15 protein-coding genes and 1 riboswitch are annotated in these 16,622 nt (G+C 47.9%); of the genes, 10 read left to right on the top strand and 5 right to left on the bottom strand.

Annotation, left to right across the window (positions count from 1 at the left end; genetic code table 11):
- The first annotated feature begins 4 nt into the window (after positions 1 to 4).
- Complete coding sequence (locus B9Y93_RS10005; RefSeq protein WP_085494273.1) at positions 5 to 589, top strand: DNA-3-methyladenine glycosylase I; 585 nt, start codon at positions 5 to 7, stop codon at positions 587 to 589.
- Positions 590 to 675: 86 nt separating this feature from the next.
- Here B9Y93_RS10005 and B9Y93_RS10000 read toward each other — a convergent pair whose 3' ends face one another.
- Complete coding sequence (locus B9Y93_RS10000) at positions 676 to 963, bottom strand: hypothetical protein (protein WP_085494272.1); 288 nt, start codon at positions 961 to 963, stop codon at positions 676 to 678.
- A gap of 195 nt (positions 964 to 1,158) precedes the next feature.
- On the opposite strand from B9Y93_RS10000, the gene B9Y93_RS09995 reads away from it, so the two are divergent.
- From B9Y93_RS09995 to B9Y93_RS09985, 3 genes are all read left to right on the top strand, one after another.
- Positions 1,159 to 2,091, top strand: a complete 933-nt coding sequence (locus B9Y93_RS09995) for a VanW family protein (protein WP_085494271.1) — start codon at positions 1,159 to 1,161, stop codon at positions 2,089 to 2,091.
- Between the two features lie 334 nt (positions 2,092 to 2,425).
- Positions 2,426 to 3,469: an SIS domain-containing protein gene (locus B9Y93_RS09990; protein WP_176228887.1), complete on the top strand. Its 1,044-nt coding sequence runs from the start codon at positions 2,426 to 2,428 to the stop codon at positions 3,467 to 3,469.
- Between the two features lie 132 nt (positions 3,470 to 3,601).
- On the top strand, positions 3,602 to 5,143 hold the full coding sequence (locus tag B9Y93_RS09985) for a sulfatase family protein (RefSeq protein WP_085494269.1): 1,542 nt from the start codon (positions 3,602 to 3,604) through the stop codon (positions 5,141 to 5,143).
- A gap of 80 nt (positions 5,144 to 5,223) precedes the next feature.
- On the opposite strand, the gene B9Y93_RS09980 is transcribed toward B9Y93_RS09985, so the two are convergent.
- Positions 5,224 to 6,165 (bottom strand): helix-turn-helix domain-containing protein, encoded by a 942-nt coding sequence (locus B9Y93_RS09980; protein WP_097676010.1) that lies wholly within the window; start codon positions 6,163 to 6,165, stop codon positions 5,224 to 5,226.
- A gap of 166 nt (positions 6,166 to 6,331) precedes the next feature.
- Here B9Y93_RS09980 and B9Y93_RS09970 point away from each other — a divergent pair, with 166 nt between their 5' ends.
- From B9Y93_RS09970 to B9Y93_RS09960, 3 genes are all read left to right on the top strand, one after another.
- Positions 6,332 to 7,330 carry a Gfo/Idh/MocA family protein gene (locus B9Y93_RS09970; protein WP_085494267.1) on the top strand — a complete coding sequence of 333 codons (999 nt, stop codon included), beginning with the start codon at positions 6,332 to 6,334 and terminating at the stop codon, positions 7,328 to 7,330.
- Between the two features lie 3 nt (positions 7,331 to 7,333).
- A complete protein-coding gene (locus B9Y93_RS09965) occupies positions 7,334 to 8,347 on the top strand; it encodes a Gfo/Idh/MocA family protein (RefSeq protein ID WP_085494266.1) in 1,014 nt (337 codons plus the stop codon).
- Between the two features lie 263 nt (positions 8,348 to 8,610).
- A complete protein-coding gene (locus B9Y93_RS09960) occupies positions 8,611 to 9,555 on the top strand; it encodes a phosphotransferase (protein WP_217809688.1) in 945 nt (314 codons plus the stop codon).
- A gap of 120 nt (positions 9,556 to 9,675) precedes the next feature.
- Here B9Y93_RS09960 and B9Y93_RS09955 read toward each other — a convergent pair whose 3' ends face one another.
- The 3 genes from B9Y93_RS09955 to B9Y93_RS09945 form a co-directional block, all read right to left on the bottom strand.
- Positions 9,676 to 10,827: an iron-containing alcohol dehydrogenase gene (locus B9Y93_RS09955; RefSeq protein WP_085494264.1), complete on the bottom strand. Its 1,152-nt coding sequence runs from the start codon at positions 10,825 to 10,827 to the stop codon at positions 9,676 to 9,678.
- A 390-nt stretch (positions 10,828 to 11,217) separates the two neighbouring features.
- Positions 11,218 to 12,561: a nucleobase:cation symporter-2 family protein gene (locus tag B9Y93_RS09950; protein ID WP_085494263.1), complete on the bottom strand. Its 1,344-nt coding sequence runs from the start codon at positions 12,559 to 12,561 to the stop codon at positions 11,218 to 11,220.
- Between the two features lie 65 nt (positions 12,562 to 12,626).
- A complete protein-coding gene (locus B9Y93_RS09945; protein ID WP_085494262.1) occupies positions 12,627 to 13,199 on the bottom strand; it encodes a xanthine phosphoribosyltransferase in 573 nt (190 codons plus the stop codon).
- 240 nt (positions 13,200 to 13,439) lie between these two features.
- A riboswitch (purine riboswitch) is annotated at positions 13,440 to 13,540 on the bottom strand.
- Between the two features lie 244 nt (positions 13,541 to 13,784).
- Here B9Y93_RS09945 and B9Y93_RS09940 point away from each other — a divergent pair.
- From B9Y93_RS09940 to B9Y93_RS09930, 3 genes are all read left to right on the top strand, one after another.
- The gene (locus B9Y93_RS09940; protein WP_085494261.1) at positions 13,785 to 14,420 is read left to right on the top strand and encodes an SGNH/GDSL hydrolase family protein; all 636 of its coding nucleotides are present in this window, start codon (positions 13,785 to 13,787) and stop codon (positions 14,418 to 14,420) included.
- A 211-nt stretch (positions 14,421 to 14,631) separates the two neighbouring features.
- Positions 14,632 to 16,101, top strand: coding sequence for a potassium/proton antiporter (locus tag B9Y93_RS09935; protein ID WP_085494260.1), 1,470 nt, complete (start codon positions 14,632 to 14,634; stop codon positions 16,099 to 16,101).
- Positions 16,102 to 16,301: 200 nt separating this feature from the next.
- On the top strand, positions 16,302 to 16,607 hold the full coding sequence (locus B9Y93_RS09930) for a hypothetical protein (RefSeq protein WP_240968166.1): 306 nt from the start codon (positions 16,302 to 16,304) through the stop codon (positions 16,605 to 16,607).
- Positions 16,608 to 16,622 lie beyond the last annotated feature (15 nt).

The raw sequence follows: 16,622 nt of genomic DNA, 5'->3' as shown, positions 1-16,622 counted from the left end.
CAGGATGAAAGATCAAACAGCGCTGATCCGTTGTGATTGGGCGAATCGAAGTGCGTTAGAAACAAGCTATCATGATCGAGTGTGGGGAGTTCCTTTGCATGATGATTTGGAGCTCTTCAAGATGCTGATGCTTGAGAGCCAGCAGGCGGGACTAAGCTGGTCGACAATCTTGGCTAAGATGGATACGTTGTGCGAGGCCTACGATAACTTTGATCCTCATGTGCTGGTTAAGTATGGTGAGGACAAGGTTGAAGAGCTTCTGCATCATGATGGCGTTATCAAAAACAAGCTTAAGATCAAAGCCGTCATCCATAATTCCCATCAGTATTTTAAGATTGTGGAGCAGTATGGCTCACTGAATGAATTTTTCTGGAGTTATGTGAACCATCAGCCGATCATCAATCAATGGAAGAGCATAGCCGAGGTTCCTGGCACGACCACGCTGTCTGACCAGATAAGCAAAGACCTTAAGAAGCTTGGCTTCAAATTTGTCGGTTCCACGACAGTGTATGCGTTCATGCAATCCGTTGGCATGGTTAACGATCACTTGGTAAGCTGTGCCTTTTACAACGGACCGTGTACAGATTGAATGGAAGTCCGTTGCTGCATAATAAAGAACAGGCATGATATCCAGGAGAAGGCCTCCGGATGTCATGCCTGCTTTGCGTTAAGCTATTAAGCTTGAGGAGCGCGCAACCGCTGTACGCTGGCTTTGATAAGAATAAGCACCCCATACCAAATGGCGGCGTTAAGCAGGTAATAATCGATCTTAATAAAGCTGACGCGAAGATTCGACCAGTTGAACAGCTCATAAGCATGATGGATGGCACCCGCGGCAGGCCCGTCATAAATAATGAATGGGATTGGGAAGCCGATGTTATATAGGCTCATAGGCAGTGCCAACGTAAGAAAAGGGAGAACAAGGCTTAGCAACAAGACAACTTTGCTGAAATAACGGTTCATTAAAATAACCCTCCCGATATGGTTTAAATTGTGGATAAATTGTGTCTTCCAATATATTATTTCGCTTAATCGTCACAAATGCAAGGGTTTTTAAGAAAAAAATGGTTGTGAATTGATGCGCAAATATGATATTGCATGAAAGGCTCCCTTTTGCTCCATACTAAGCCAGTTACTAGCAATCGGGAGTTGAACTGTATGGCTTGGAAATGGCTGTTGACAATGCTGCTGCTGCTGCCCGCAAAGGACTATCATTTGGATACATTGACAATCGAGCATCAAGGTGGGGTTATTGCGCATTTGACAGATAAGGAGTACATTTATCCCCTGCCGAGCATTCCTCTCATTAATGAGGATAAATTGCTGAAGCTGATGGATGAGGTGGAAGCAAAGATTGAAAAAAAACCGGTTAATGCTACCTTGAACAGCGCGGGACAGATTGTGCCTGAGAAAACAGGAATAAAGCTTGATCGAAAGGCGTTCAAGCAGGACTTTTATCGATATGTGTATGAGCATCATGCTGCCTCGCTGGAGGTTCCCATCATACGCATCTATCCACGGGTGGATAGTGAATTGCTATCCTCGATTAAAGGAAAGGTTATCGGTGCCTATGTGACTTACTATAACAGCCGCAATCATAATCGTTCTGAAAATATTGCGCTTGCCGCGCAGACGATCAATAATGTCGTCGTCTTTCCAGGCGAGCGCTTCTCCTTCAATCAAGTCGTAGGGAGACGAACGAAGGAGAAGGGGTATCAACGAGCGCCGGTCATTGTAAGAGGGGAGATGTTTGAGGATATTGGCGGCGGCATTTGCCAGGTCTCCTCTACATTATTCAATGCAGTGGACCGGGCGGGGCTTAAGATTGTGGAGCGATACACGCATAGCCGGCGAGTGCCGTATGTGCCATCCGGACGAGATGCGACTGTAAGCTGGTATGGACCCGACTTTGTCTTTAACAATCCTTATCGCGAACCGATTCTTATTCGTGCCTTCGCACATGGTGGGCAGATGAGCGTAGCCATCTACTCCTCTGAGCATATTGAGTACCAGAAGCGGGAGGTACCAAGCGCGTCTAAGGAACTGCCGGAGGAAATCCGTGTTGAAGACATCAATGTAAATGGAAGATAGCTGTATCTAAAGCTTCATTGCCGACTCATGGCGTCATGCATGGGTTGGTGAAGAAGCTTTTTTGAAACGGATCAGGGTTGTTCGATGTAGGAGCATAGCAGAACTGTCCTCTAGTCGTTCGGAAAAAGGCTCAGAGGCAGGCAGGAATCTCACAATGAGTCAAGACGCTGACGGCTGTTAGCGTCTTTTTTGCGGTTGAAGCGAGGGATCAAGACAAGCGAACGTTTCATGACGATCTTATTAAATGATTGATTCAATCAAAAAAATGAACTATTATTTCATTATAGAAGGTAGACATCTTGTTCTGCCGATACGATCAAGGAGGATATCACTCATGAGTGTAACGTATTCTGAGGTTAAGAAGCAGTATGAAGCCCTTTCGCAAACCTATGATTATATGCTGGCTAAGCGTGATGCGATTGCGACATTTTTGGAATCCAAGGGGATTACGTCCACCATCTTCGCAGGCTGCGGGTCCAGTTATTGCTTGAGCCGTTCTGCTGCTCTCTCGATGAAGATTCGAGGCGGACTTCCATCGACTGCATTAGCTGGCGGTGATCTAATGCTGAATGCAGCGCGTTATCAGAAGCTGTTTGAAGGAGCTGTACTTATTGCGCCGTCTCGTTCAGGGAGTACGAGCGAGGTCATTCATGCTGCCAATGCAGTCCGTTCCAAGCAAGAGGTTCCTGTTATTTCGATATCCTGCGTAGCAGGTTCAGCCTTGTCCAAGCTGTCTGATCTTGCCTTGGAGCTGCCGTGGGCATTTGACCATAGTGTATGTCAGACACGCACCGTTACGAACTTGTATTTGGCCAATCTGATGCTGGCTGCATTTGTAGGCAAGGACGAGACGCTGCTAACAGATTTGAAGCAGGCCATTGCGCTGGGAGATGCTTACATGGAGCGTGTGGAGGCATCCATCCGCGAAGTCTCGTCCTACGAATGGAAGAGCGCCGTGCTGCTTGCTGATGGCGAGCTGCAGGGACTTGCCGGAGAAGGGGCGATTGCGCTCACTGAGATTGCCAACGCTAGTGCGCACGCTTATCATTTGCTTGATGTCCGCCATGGTCCGATGGTGACGATCGGCAAGGATACTTTGGTTATTGCTGTGCTGACCAAAGATGGCAACGATTACCAACAGGCGCTGATGAAGGATATCAAAGCACGCGGGGCGAAGATTATTGCTTATGCGGCTGAAGAGAAGCATATTCCTGCAGCAGAGGTGGATCTTGCTCTTGCATCTGGACAAGAATTGGATGTTGCTGCGCAGGGGCTTCCGTTTATTTTCATTCCGCAGATTGCTGCCTTAGCTAAGGCAGAACTGCTTGGCATTAACCCCGATCAGCCAGATGGACTGGTATCTTGGGTAAAACTGTAGGATTGTTATAGTACCATCTGCTGGAAAGGTAGAGCTGTTAGCATAAGAAGATACTTGTGTGGCAGCTCTTTTTTTATGATGCCAAGGTGATCGATAACTGAAAACATATGCCAATGAGGGAGTGTAGCGGGAATGAGTAAGCAAAGACCGAATGTTCTTTTGATTACAAGCGATCAGCAGCATTGGAATACGATAGGGGCTTTTTTTCCTGAGATCAAGACGCCGAATCTTGACCGTCTGGCGAGAGAAGGGACGACGTTCGGCAGAGCCTATTGTCCGAATCCGACCTGCACACCGAGTCGATCTTCCATCATTACAGGGCAATACCCGAGCCAGCATGGTGCATGGTCGCTTGGAACGAAGCTGCTTGAGGATCGGCATTGTGTCGGGGAGGATTTCCAGCAGGCTGGCTACCGCACTAGCTTGATCGGCAAGGCGCATTTCCAGCCTGTTCAGGGGACAGAGGAGTACCCTTCAATGGAGTCGATTCCCGTATTGCAGGACTTTGACCGCTGGCGCAGCTTCCACGGGCCATACTATGGCTTTGAGCATGTTGAGTTAACAAGAAACCATACGAATGAATTTTTGGTTGGTCAGCACTATGCATTGTGGATGGAGGAGAAGGGCTGCGCGAATTGGCGAGATTACTTCCTGCCGCCAACAGGCACGATGGACCCCTCACAAATGTATCATTGGCCAATTCCAGAGGAGTACCATTACAATACATGGATTGCTGAACGCACGAATGCGATGCTGGATCAATATGCGGACAATGAGGAGCCTTTCTTCTTATGGTCAAGCTTCTTTGACCCTCATCCAGAGTATTTGGTTCCATCTCCATGGGATACGATGTATGATCCAGACGAACTGACCATTCCGTCGCTGACGCCAGGCGAGCATGAGCTCAATCCTCCGCACTTTGGCATGACGCAGGAGGAGTCGCCTGATTTTGCAGCGCTTCGGGAGAGCGGCTATGCGATTCACGGCTATCATACTCATCTTCAATATGGATATGGCAAGGGGAAGGCCTTAAGCGAGCAGGAGAGGAAGAAGCTTGTAGCGGTATATTATGGCATGATCAGCATGATGGACAAATACATTGGCAAAATTCTAGACAAGCTTGATGAGCGGAATCTTGCCGAGAATACGATTGTTGTGTTCACCTCCGATCATGGACACTTCTTTGGACAGCATGGCTTGCAGGCGAAGGGAGGGTTTCATTATGAAGACCTCATTCGTGTTCCATTCCAAGTCCGCTATCCGAATCATGTGCCGGCAGGGCAGAGCTCGACAGCGATTCAATCCTTAGTCGATCTTGCACCGACGATGCTCTCCTTCTGCGACATTCCTATCCCTCGCACCATGACAGGAGTAGATCAACGGGATGTGTGGACAGGGGAGAGGGATGCAGCTAGAACGCATGCGATATGCGAGTTCCGACATGAACCAACGACCATTCATCAGAAGACCTACGTGGATTCCAGATATAAAATAACGGTGTACTATAATCAGTCTTATGGCGAGTTATTTGACCTGGAGCAGGATCCGGGCGAAGTCTATAACCGCTGGAACGATCCGGAGTACGCCGAATTGAAGCAGGAACTGCTGCTGCGCTACATCTGGGCAGAGCTTGGCAAAGAAATGATGCCGATGCCGCGCATTGCGAACGCTTAGGCGTGAGCATCGTGTGCTCGTCTTCGTGTTCATCCTAAGTACGGAAGCTTAGGAATATATCGACATAGGTGTTTCGGCGTTTACAACGGGATGGTGCTTGCTGTATCCTTAGATAAAGCCGCACGATCCCGTTTATTATCTAAGCTAAGCATTTTCTCCGCATACTGCTTCGGGGTGCATCCGTTAAAGCGCTTGAACAGCTCATAGAAGTGGGCCATATTGGATATCCCGACATCACTCGCAATTTCTTCAATGGTTGATTCCTTAGTAACAAGCAGCCGCTCCGCCATGGCGATTCTTTTTCGGTTTACGTAATCGATGAAGGTCGTTCCCAAGTTCTTCTTAAACACCTTGGAAAAATAACTATAGCTCATGCCTGCAACAGAGGCGACGTGGCGCATGTCCAGCGTCTCGCTCAGATGGGCATCAATGTAAGCTAGGACAGGCTCCATCAGCTTCGTATCAAGCTTCGGCAGAGCCGCTTCCATCTCATGATCATGACGATATAGAGTCAGAAGCAATTGCTGAACCCATGCACTAACCGCAAGCTCGTAACCGCGCTGCTGCATCATGACTTCTTCGTGGATCTTTGTAATCAATGCCCCCACTTCAAGCCTTGCCTCCCGTCTTGCCAGAATGCGGTTCATTCGGCTCAAAGGCTCGCTAAGTTCTGAAAAATGCCCATAATACATCATCGTAGCGGGATTGAAATACGGCTTAAGATCGAGATGAAGAACAATATATTTGAGAGGAGTGTTTCCCTGCATATTGGTTCGATGCAGTTCGGAAGAGCCGAACAGCACAATGTCCTGTGGCTTCAGTATATAGGTAGCATCAGGTGTCATCGCGATCTGCTCTCCTTCTTCAATGAGAATGAGTTCAATTTCAGGATGAAAGTGCCAAGACATTTGATGATGCTGAAAGGATTTCTCCTGGATAAACCGCCATACCTTCAAACAGAGCGCTTGGTTTTGATAAATAATCGGCTCTTGATAGACGATCGGCTGATCTACTGACTTCATTGTACATGACACCTCGTTTTCCTCGATGATCCAAGACAAAAATGAATATAAACTGCACAAATCTCCGCATTTACGAAATGATAACTGAATTATATCATGAGGGTAAGTTATTCGAACCAGCCAATAGAAAAATGATGACAAAAATAGATATAAGAGAGGTGCGGAAATGAAGGTAGCAGTCATTGGATGCGGAAGTATGGGCAATGTTCATGTAAGCGCATTCCATCGGATGCCGGATGTAGAATTAACCGCAGTATGCGATATTGTCAAGGAGCGTGCATGGTTCGCAGCTAAGCGAACGGAGGCGAAGGCTTTTACCTCTTTTGAGGACATGCTGGAGCAAGCGGAATTTGATGTAATCAGCATTGTAGTGCCAAGCTATCTGCATAAGGAATTTGCTGTAAAGGCAGCGCGTGCCGGCAAGCATGTCATTAGCGAGAAGCCTGCCTCGTTAACGATTGCGGATACGAAAGACATGATCGCTGCTTGTGAAGAGAATCAGGTACGCTTCTTCGTCGGTCATGTCGTACGCTTTTTCCCGGACTATACTCAGCTTAAGCAGGTCGTTGAACAAGGCAAACTTGGCCCTCTCGGGGTAATTCATGCGAAGCGAGGCGGATCTCATCCTGGAGGAGCTTCCAACTGGTTTAGCGATCCAGAGAAGAGCGGCGGGATTATCTTTGATCTCATGATTCATGATATCGATTATCTTCGCTGGACTGTAGGAGAAGTGGAATCGGTATACGCGATGCAGTATGTAACGGAAGAACTGGAAACGGCGTTTGTAACACTTGAATTCCAAAATGGCGCAGTCGCGAGTCTGGAAGGGATCTGGGGATATCCTGGCGCATTCCATACCGAGATTGAGCTTGCAGGAAGCAAGGGCGTCGCTCGCAATCGGAGCAAGGACACCTCATCCTTGTCTGTCGTTCAAGCAGCCAAGCCAGGCAGCAATCGGCCTGTGGTAGAGATTCCTGAAAGCCCAGGTCTTCACAGCCCTTATGATCTGGAGCTTGCTCATTTTATTTCGTGCATCCGCACGGGGCAGCAAGCAATCGTCACTGGAGAGGATGCGCTTGCGGCTATCACCATCGCTTCATGCGCTGTTCAATCTGCCAAGTCTGGCAAAGTCGTCAAGCTTGCAGACGCAGGGAAGGGGGCGTAAGACATGAAGACAACATTGAAGGTAGGTTTCATCAGCTTCGCTCACGGTCATGCCTTCTCCTATCTGGAAGGTATGCGGAAGCATCCTCAGGTTCAGGTCGTTGGCATTGCAGATGAGGTGAAAAGCCGCGTCGAGCATGTAGTGGATCAATACGATATTCCTTATTATGAGGATTATAAGGAATTGCTTCTGACCGATATCGATGCTGTCGTGATCTGTTCCGAGAATGCTTATCATTATGAGATGACGCTTGCAGCCGCAGAAGCGGGTAAGCACGTATTGTGCGAGAAGCCGCTTGGGATCTCCGTGCCTGAGATGGAGGAGATGATTCAGGTATGTCAAGACAAGGGCGTGCAGCTTATGACAGCATTCCCATGCCGCTCGCTGATATCGGTGATTCGCGCCAAGGAAGCGGTGGAACGTGGAGAGATTGGCGAAATCATTGCCATCAAGGGCACGAATCGAGGCTCTAATCCAGGAGGATGGTTCGTCGATCCGTCATTATCTGGAGGCGGTGCGCTGCTGGATCATACTGTGCATGTAATGGACCTGATGCACTGGTTTACGAAGTCTCAAGTCCGAGAAGTATATGCCTATGCGGCGACACGCTTCAATGAAGAGCTTCAGGTAGACGACGCAGGCATGATTCATGTGAAGTTTGAGAACGGCGTATTTGGCGTGCTGGACACCAGTTGGTCGAGGCCTAAGTCCTTCCCGACTTGGGGAGACGTAACGATGGAGATCATCGGTACGAAAGGCGTTGTCCATGTCGATGCGTTCGCGCAAAAGAATGAGATCTTCAGCGATGAAGACGGCAAGGGAAGCTGGGAATTCTGGGGAGACAATATGGATAATATGATGGTGGCTTCCTTCGTTGATGCCATTCTTGCTGGCAAGCCTGTGCCCATCACTGGCGAAGACGGCTTGCGTGCGGCCTCTGTTGCGCTTGCAGGCTACCGTTCCAGAGAAGCGAAGCAGCCTGTAGCGCTGTATGCTGACCGCGCTGTACAAAGATAATACTGTCCATGTTCAGAAAACCCATGATTAGTATAATTAAGAAAACTTGGGGATTGACCCCAATTTGACGACATATAATTCCGTTAAGGTTGAACGTAGCGACAACGGATATCCTAGAGACCTACAAATAATAGTGTTCGTATAATCAGCATGCATGTATCATACAGATAAATGGCCTGAGCACGATGTTCTTCTTCGTAAGAGCAGCGTACCTAGGCCTTCTTTGTATGAGACGAACCAAGATCATATAGAAGAGGTGGATGATGAAAGAGTTAAGCACGGCAGATGTCGAATCGCTTGTTCAGAATAAGTATCAGGTAAATCCGCTTTCGTTGTCCTACATCGGAGGAGGTTTCTATGGGCGTGTATTTCTAGTGAAGCTAGCAGTGCCGCCCTATGAGGTCATTATTAAATGCTATCTGCAAGAGGGATTGCACCGAAAGGAACAGGCTCAATTGGCGCTTCTTGCCAAGCATGGGACGCTCCTGATGCCGCGCATATATGAGGTACATGATCATAATGCACAAATCCCGTTTGATGCCCTCTTCATGGAATACATAGATGGCGTCAATGCAGGAGGGGTGAGGGAGTGGCCGACGGAGAGCAAGCTTAGGGTTGCAAATGAGATCGTGGATAATTTGATTGCTTACCATCAGGTGGTGAATCCGGCTGGGTTCGGAGAGATTGGGGGTGCGCATTTTGAAAAGGATTGGAGAGTTTACTATAAGCGGCATGTCGAGGTCACGGTAAATAAAGCTCGCATCATGGTTGAAACGGGAAAGCTGCCTCCACAGGTGTACCAGATTGCTGTTCGCGCATATAAGCAGTACGAGGAGATTTTCAGCATTCCTGTGGAACAGGCGTGCTTGATTCATGGGGACTATAACACCTGGAATATTCTCCTTCATCCGGACCTAACCTCAGTGGCGGCTGCAATCGACCCTTATAAATGCAGCTATGCGGACCCTGAGCTGGACCTCTATCAGTTGAATCAAGCGAATGGGAAGGAGCTTGGCCTTCTGGAGCTCTATCGGGCAAAGCGCAAGCTGAGCCCAAATGCGGAAGTGAAGATGGCCTTGTATCGATTGTTCACGGAGATCATGCACTATTATGATGCTGATGAGGTAGGAACAGAACCTGTCCTACTAGCGGAAGCAGAGCAGCTTGCAGAAGAGATGGAAAGATGGAGCCTTATCAGCAAAGGCTAGTAGCAGCCTGATTTTCAGGGGAAATGAGCAGGACTTGCGAGAGGAGCATAGCAGAAGAGCGGAATAACAAATAGACCTCCTAGCAGACCAATTGTTATGACTAAGAGGTCTATTGGCTATTTAAATGATCTTCTTGAACATCTCAATGACTTCTTCTTTCGTTGGGATAAAGGGATTACCCGGCGCACAAGCATCCTTCATGGAATTCTCGGCGAGCAAATCAAGGTCTGCTTCCGTCACTCCAATCTCGGACAGCTTGCTTGGAATGCCTACCTCTTTAGATAAGCGCTTCATCGCTTCTATGACGTAAGCTGCACACTCCTCATCGGTCTTGCCATGATCATCAAGGCCAATTGTCTTCGCAATTGGACGGAAGCGATGGGGAACATGCTTCGCATTTTCTTCTTCCACGATCGGCAGCAGCATGGCGTTGCATACACCGTGCGGCAGGTCGTAGACGCCCCCAAGCTGATGAGCCATCGCGTGCACGTAGCCTAGTCCTGCATTGTTGAAGGCCATGCCGCCAAGGAACACGGCATATACCATTTGCTCGCGTGCTTCAATATCTTGTCCATCTTTAACCGCTCGAGGCAGATAATCAAAAATGAGCTTTACCGCTGCAAGAGCGACCGCATCGGTAACGGGATATGCTCCAGGTGTAACCAATGCCTCAATCACATGGGTGAGCGCATCCATTCCGGTCGCGGCCGTCAAATCAGCAGGCTTGCCGAGCATAAGCTCAGGGTCATTGACGCTTATGGTTGCGAGACTGTTTTTATCGACCATAACCATCTTAACCTTGCGTTCCTCGTCGGTTATGACGTAGTTGATGGTCACCTCCGCCGATGTGCCTGCAGTCGTATTAACCGCGATAATCGGAAGGGAGCGATGCTTCGTCATGTGCAAGCCTTCATATTGCTTGATATGTCCGCCGTTCGTTGCGAGGATGCCAATTCCCTTGGCTGCATCCTGAGGAGAGCCTCCGCCGATAGAGATGAGGAAGTCGCATTCCTCTCGCTCTAGTACCTGAACGCCGTCATGCACATTGGCACACGTTGGATTCGGCTTCACGTCGTCGTATACGATATAGGGAATATGAGCCGCCTCCAGTACGTCCAATACCTTCTTCGCAATGCCGCTTTTCATTAGAAACTTATCGGTAACCACAAGCGCTTTCTTTAAGCCTAGCTCTTGGATGTAAGGGGCAATATCCTTGACACATCCACGACCCATTAGATTGACAGATGGAACATAAAAGACCTTCGTACTCATGAAATATCCTCCTCTGCTTGGTAGCTGCTGATGGTTGTGAAGCATAGATAGTACGTTATTGATACTACTATGTTATCAAATTCACAAAGTTAGTCAACATAAACAAATGTGAAATGTATTTGTTTTTCTTTGTTTATGTTTGTTTTGTGAATAAAATAGAGGTGCTGCTTTTAAATCGAACATTTCCCGGGAAAAGAATAAGTGCTGGAGAGGCTGCGCTTGATGACTGATGATACTAACGATGAGTCTATGGAGTGCTTCTATCGAGTGTAGATTGACTAGGGGATTTTAGAGGTCCGCAGATTGCTAGGATACAAAAAAAGTAGCAGGCCCCTATCGTAGGGGGCTGCTACCTCGTTTTTATACATATTACATACAACAGCCTTTTCACTATGCGGCTTGCGTCTCGTGATCATGGTGTTCCTCTGGCTTCTCACCTAAGCCATTAAAGATGAGATTCATAATGATAGCGGTAAATGTACCCGCAACTATGCCGTTTCCTGTTAGGATCTGCACTTGAGCGGGAAGCTTCGCAAATAGCTCAGGAACCGTTGTTACGCCAAGCCCCATGCCTACGGAGCAGGCAATAATGAATAGGTTCTCATGACGGTTCAGATCAACCTGTGAGCCTAAAGTGCGAAGACCTGAGGATACGACCATGCCGAACATGGCAACCATTGCTCCTCCAAGCACAGAGCTTGGAATTAAGGTGGCGAAGGCCGCAATCTTAGGAATGAAGCCAAGCACAATCAAGATGCCGCCTGCAACGACGATCACATCACGCGTCTTGACACGAGTCATCTGCAGCAGGCCTACGTTTTGAGAGTAAGTCGTATAAGGGAACGAATTGAATACGCCGCCCAGCATAATCGCAAGTCCCTCGGCACGATAGCCCTTAGCTAGATCCTTGGATGTGACGCGGCGCTCCAAGATGCCGCCGAGCGCCATAAACACACCCGTTGATTCTGCTACGCTCACGATGGATACAATGATCATCGTAAGAATTGGAGTAAGGGCGAATTCGGGAGTTCCGAAGTAGAACGGCTTAATGCCATGGAACCAAGAAGCCTCGCCTACTTTATTCATATCGACTAGTCCAAAGAAATAAGCAGCGCAAGTGCCTAAGACGAGGCCGACAAGAATAGATACAGAACGCAGGAAGCCTTTTGAGAATCGATTCATGATAATGATAAAGATCAGGACTCCGAATCCAAGAATCAGATTCTCGATGCTGCCGTAATCAGCGGACTGACTGTTTCCGCCAGCCAGATCGTTAAACGCCACAGGAATAAGCGTAACCCCGATAATGGTTACAACAGAACCCGTTACAATTGGCGGGAATAATCGAATTAATTTGCCGAACAAACCGCTGCACAGCACAACGAACAGACCAGAGGCAATGATAGCGCCATAAATGTAGGAGACCCCAAAGTCAGTATCTGTACCGATGGCAATCATCGGTGTTACCGCTTGGAACGCACAGCCAAGCACGACCGGCATGCCAATGCCAAACCATTTATTTTTCCAGACTTGAAGCAAAGTGGCGACACCGCACATCATGAGATCAATGGCGACAAGGTATGTGAGCTGCTCTTGGTTGAAATTCAAGGCACCACCTACGATCAAGGGAACAATAACCGCTCCGGCATACATCGCAAGCACATGCTGAAGACCTAGCGAGAAGGTCTTGAAGGGATGACGATTCCGTTGGAAAACGGGTTCATCGTGTGGCATAGCGTTAATTCCTCCTTAGGGATGGTTGTTGCAAGGATGACGGGCGCTGTCAGCCCTTCATTCTTCTACTCCACGAATTGAGCTTGTCCATTGTCTAAAGAGGCGATGCGGGCCAATGACTCCACGCGATAGCCTGCTTCCACGAGCTTGCTGCGTCCAGGTTGGAATGACTTTTCGATAACGATGCCGACGCCTGCGACTGTGGCACCTGCTTGCTCGCAAATGCGTGCAAGGCCAAAAGCGGCTTCGCCATTAGCAAGAAAATCATCAATGACCAGAACATGATCTTCTGCGGTGAGGAATTTGCGAGAGACGGTCACATCGTTGGTTACCTGCTTGGTGAAGGAATGCACCTTCTCGACAAATAGGTTGTCCGTCAGGGTAAGAGATTTCTGCTTGCGTGCGAATACGAGCGGAACATTCAGCTCAAGTGCTGCCATGAGGCCTGGAGCAATGCCTGAGGATTCAATCGTCAATACTTTCGTTATCTTCTTGTCTTGGAACCGGCGAGCAAACTCCTTGCCCATCTCCATCATGAGCACAGGGTCCATCTGGTGATTCAAAAACGAATCCACCTTCAATACATTGTTGCTTAGCACGATTCCTTCCGTTTTAATCTTGTCCTTTAGCAGTTGCATACATGCGTACCCCCTTGAAGTAATAAGACCAATGAAATCGATTTGCTCGAATGGCTTGAATCATGAAAAAAGCAACAGATAACACAAAAGCCCGAAAAAGCGCATCCTTATCCAACAGGATACCCTTTTTACCGGGCTATAGAAGCTTCTATCTGCTTGAATGTCGACGAAAACCACAATAAAGACGTGTGGGCTGCATGCCTGGATGCACGTCTCTTTACGTGAGGTTCGTTCACTTTTCAGATTCTAAAAAGCTCCCGTAGTCCGATCATTTACGGTGATCAGGTAGAGACGAGCAAGCCAATTCCTGCTCCTATACGAGATGGACGTATGATGAGAGCGAACTCTCTTGTGGACTTTACACAATGGTAAAATAGAATGATAACAGTATACTTCAAAGGCAAGGGAGAAGGAAGAGGGCATTTCAGACAAACGTGAGAAAACTTGTCGAAAAATAGCGAATATGATCGGATTCCATCTGAAAACGGTGTATATTCATTACATCGAGATAGGAGGTGGATGGATGTTGAGGTCGAATTACTATCCTATCGAAGAGCTTATTTTAACATCTAAGGAGGCATGGATATGAAGCTTCGTCAAGGCTACAAATTGATCGTGATTGGAGACTCCATCACCGATTGTGATCGCGCAAGACCCGTTGGGGAGGGATTGTACCACGGCTTAGGTCATGGGTATGTGAACCTGCTGCAGTCCCTGATTCGCTGTGAGCATCCATCCTTTATTGTTCAATTGATCAATATGGGCATCAGTGGCAACACGATTCGGGATCTTGCCGGGCGCTGGCAGCGCGATGTGCTGGAGCATGAGCCAGATGGCGTGATTATCGGGATAGGCATTAATGATGTATGGCGCAAGTATGACAATCCGATGAATCAGGCGCTTGCTGTGCTGGAGGAAGAATATGAGCGCACGCTGAATAAGCTTATTGATTCGACACAGGCGATTGGCGCTGAAGTCATGCTGCTTACGCCATTCTTTATCGAGCCGAACAAAGACGAGCCGATGCGGGCTGATATGGACCGCTATGGGGCGATTGTTAAGACAGTTGGAGAGTGTCGTGGGCTTCCAGTGGTAGACCTCCAGCAGGTAATGGATCGCTTCCTTGCTTATACCCATCCTTCGACGCTGGCGCTGGACCGGGTTCATCCCAACCAGACCGGCCATATGGCGATCGCAAAGGCAATTGTTGAGGCGCTATAGAGCTTGATAACAATGAAAAGATTAATAGTGGAATCGGGGATGCCGCATCGGGCATCCTCGATTCTTCGCTAACCCTACAGAACCTATCTTCCATTTCGGCACAAAACGAATCTAAGCAAATATTTTTGTGTTTATAGAAATAAATGCCAGAATCCTCGTCATAGACATAAGAGATAGAAGTGGAATCTTAACGTGACGGAGGATAAGCCCTGTGATCTGGACAACGGACGAGCTCTTATTTTTGCTAGGTTTGATGCTGTTTATCGGGGTCGTAGGAGCAAAAATGACGAATAAGCTTAACGTCCCCTCCTTGGTTGTGTTTATCATGCTTGGCATGGGTCTAAGCCAATTCATGTACTTTGATAATGCGCATTGGACGCAGTTGTTTGGCATTCTCGCCTTGATTATCATTTTATTTGAAGGCGGCATGCATACAAGCTGGTCAAGAATGAAGCTGACGCTAAAGCCTGCGCTGTCGTTATCAACCATTGGCGTAGCTGTAACAGCTGTCGTGGTAGGGAGCTGTGCCAAATTTATTTTGAATCTGGAGTGGATGGAGGGCATGCTGATCGGAGCCATTGTAGGCTCTACTGATGCGGCAGCTATCTTCTCAGTAATAGGAAGCAAGTCGATTAATCGGCAGTTGAAGACTACGCTTGAGGTCGAATCTGGTTCAAATGATCCGATGGCCGTGTTCTTGACCTTGTTATTGATTGGTCTAACAGAAGCTCCTGAGAGCGTCTCATGGCTTCACATGCTAAGCTTCTTTGTATGGCAGATGGGGGCAGGCCTGCTGTTAGGCTTGTTTTTCGGATTAACGTCATCCCATCTATTGAATCGCATTCAATTAAGCAATGTAGGCTTATACCCCGTGCTCGCGGTGAGTCTAGGCATCCTTACCTACAGCATCGCAGCTTTGATGGAATGCAGCGGCTTTCTTGCGGTATATGTCATGGCGATCATGCTTGGCAACGCGGATATAACCTACCGTTATTCAATCGTAAGGTTCAATGAAGGCTTCTCGTGGATGATGCAGATCATGATGTTTGTTCTTCTTGGGCTGCTTGTCTTCCCCGGGCAGCTTATTCGAGTGACGTGGCAAGCGCTGCTGTTATCCTTCATTCTCATGTTCGTGGCAAGGCCGATCGGGGTATGGCTGAGCTTGATGTTCTCAAGGTTTAATAGTAGGGAAAAGGTCTTGATCTCTTGGGCTGGGCTTAAAGGAGCTGTTCCAATCATCTTGGCAACTTTCCCGCTGACAGCTAATGTGGAGCATGGTATGCTGTTTTTTAATGTTGTGTTCTTTGTTGTGCTTAGCTCTGCGCTGCTGCAGGGGGCCACGGTGTCTTGGGTGGCCGACAAGCTCGGGCTGTCACAAAGCAAGCAGTATGAGGAGTATGACCATCTAGGACGCATGTCGGAACCGCGATCAATTAGCGGATCGAATCTGCATGTCATTAGTTTTAAAGTCTGGCCCAGCTCTTATGCTGAACATAAGCGAATTGCAGAGCTTGAACTTCCTGGCAGCACATCGATTACAGCTGTCATGCGGGAGATGAGAGAGATGCCGGTGTATGGGGAGACTGAGCTTCATGCTGGCGATGTCGTCTACATGCTGGCAGCAAAGGGCCATGTCCAGCGTCTTCAGCGCATGTTTGTGCGTCATCCGCGCAAGAAGTAGCTTCAAAAACAAGGAAGCACAGGGAAATTGAAATAGGGGTTACAGATAGGCACAATGAATGTAAGGTTGTGTCTTTTTTTGTTTTTTATAAAGGAATGGTTAAGAAAATCCAAAAAAAATTGGAAAAAATCTTTTGAAACTAGGTCATTTGACCGATATTATGTATATATGGTGGATTTGAAGAACAGGAGTGAATGGGATTGAGCTACAACTATACACCTATACATAAGCTATTTAAGCATGTAGGCTACCATCCGGGACGATATTTACACATTGTGGATGTGACTTCTCGTACCGTTGATTTTGATTATTCAGAGAAGGAGAGAGTGGATCAGTTGGTCATAGGCTCGGACGAGCCCCTTAATGAATCGGCCCTTAGGAACATTTGCCGCGACAAGCTGATGGAAGAGCATCCCGATTTTCAATTTTATCGAGAGGTCGAGATTGCGTCTTTGGATGTGGTCGAAGCTTTTGACCGGGAAATGACGGAAGGGCAGCAAGAGTAGCTAGCATCGCTATTG

Origin of the sequence: Paenibacillus aquistagni, from assembly GCF_900177815.1 — a bacterium.
Taxonomy (GTDB): domain Bacteria; phylum Bacillota; class Bacilli; order Paenibacillales; family Paenibacillaceae; genus Paenibacillus_B; species Paenibacillus_B aquistagni.
Note: the sequence above shows the minus strand (reverse complement) of the source record. Positions and strands in the feature narration are given on the sequence as shown.

What these genes read in the sequence shown, in the direction of transcription:
- B9Y93_RS10005 (WP_085494273.1), top strand. Translation starts at nt 5, where the DNA reads ATGAAAGATCAAACAGCGCTGATCCGTTGTGATTGGGCGAATCGAAGT.
- B9Y93_RS10000 (WP_085494272.1), bottom strand. Translation starts at nt 963, where the DNA reads ATGAACCGTTATTTCAGCAAAGTTGTCTTGTTGCTAAGCCTTGTTCTC.
- B9Y93_RS09995 (WP_085494271.1), top strand. Translation starts at nt 1,159, where the DNA reads ATGGCTTGGAAATGGCTGTTGACAATGCTGCTGCTGCTGCCCGCAAAG.
- B9Y93_RS09990 (WP_176228887.1), top strand. Translation starts at nt 2,426, where the DNA reads ATGAGTGTAACGTATTCTGAGGTTAAGAAGCAGTATGAAGCCCTTTCG.
- B9Y93_RS09985 (WP_085494269.1), top strand. Translation starts at nt 3,602, where the DNA reads ATGAGTAAGCAAAGACCGAATGTTCTTTTGATTACAAGCGATCAGCAG.
- B9Y93_RS09980 (WP_097676010.1), bottom strand. Translation starts at nt 6,165, where the DNA reads ATGAAGTCAGTAGATCAGCCGATCGTCTATCAAGAGCCGATTATTTAT.
- B9Y93_RS09970 (WP_085494267.1), top strand. Translation starts at nt 6,332, where the DNA reads ATGAAGGTAGCAGTCATTGGATGCGGAAGTATGGGCAATGTTCATGTA.
- B9Y93_RS09965 (WP_085494266.1), top strand. Translation starts at nt 7,334, where the DNA reads ATGAAGACAACATTGAAGGTAGGTTTCATCAGCTTCGCTCACGGTCAT.
- B9Y93_RS09960 (WP_217809688.1), top strand. Translation starts at nt 8,611, where the DNA reads ATGAAAGAGTTAAGCACGGCAGATGTCGAATCGCTTGTTCAGAATAAG.
- B9Y93_RS09955 (WP_085494264.1), bottom strand. Translation starts at nt 10,827, where the DNA reads ATGAGTACGAAGGTCTTTTATGTTCCATCTGTCAATCTAATGGGTCGT.
- B9Y93_RS09950 (WP_085494263.1), bottom strand. Translation starts at nt 12,561, where the DNA reads ATGCCACACGATGAACCCGTTTTCCAACGGAATCGTCATCCCTTCAAG.
- B9Y93_RS09945 (WP_085494262.1), bottom strand. Translation starts at nt 13,199, where the DNA reads ATGCAACTGCTAAAGGACAAGATTAAAACGGAAGGAATCGTGCTAAGC.
- B9Y93_RS09940 (WP_085494261.1), top strand. Translation starts at nt 13,785, where the DNA reads ATGAAGCTTCGTCAAGGCTACAAATTGATCGTGATTGGAGACTCCATC.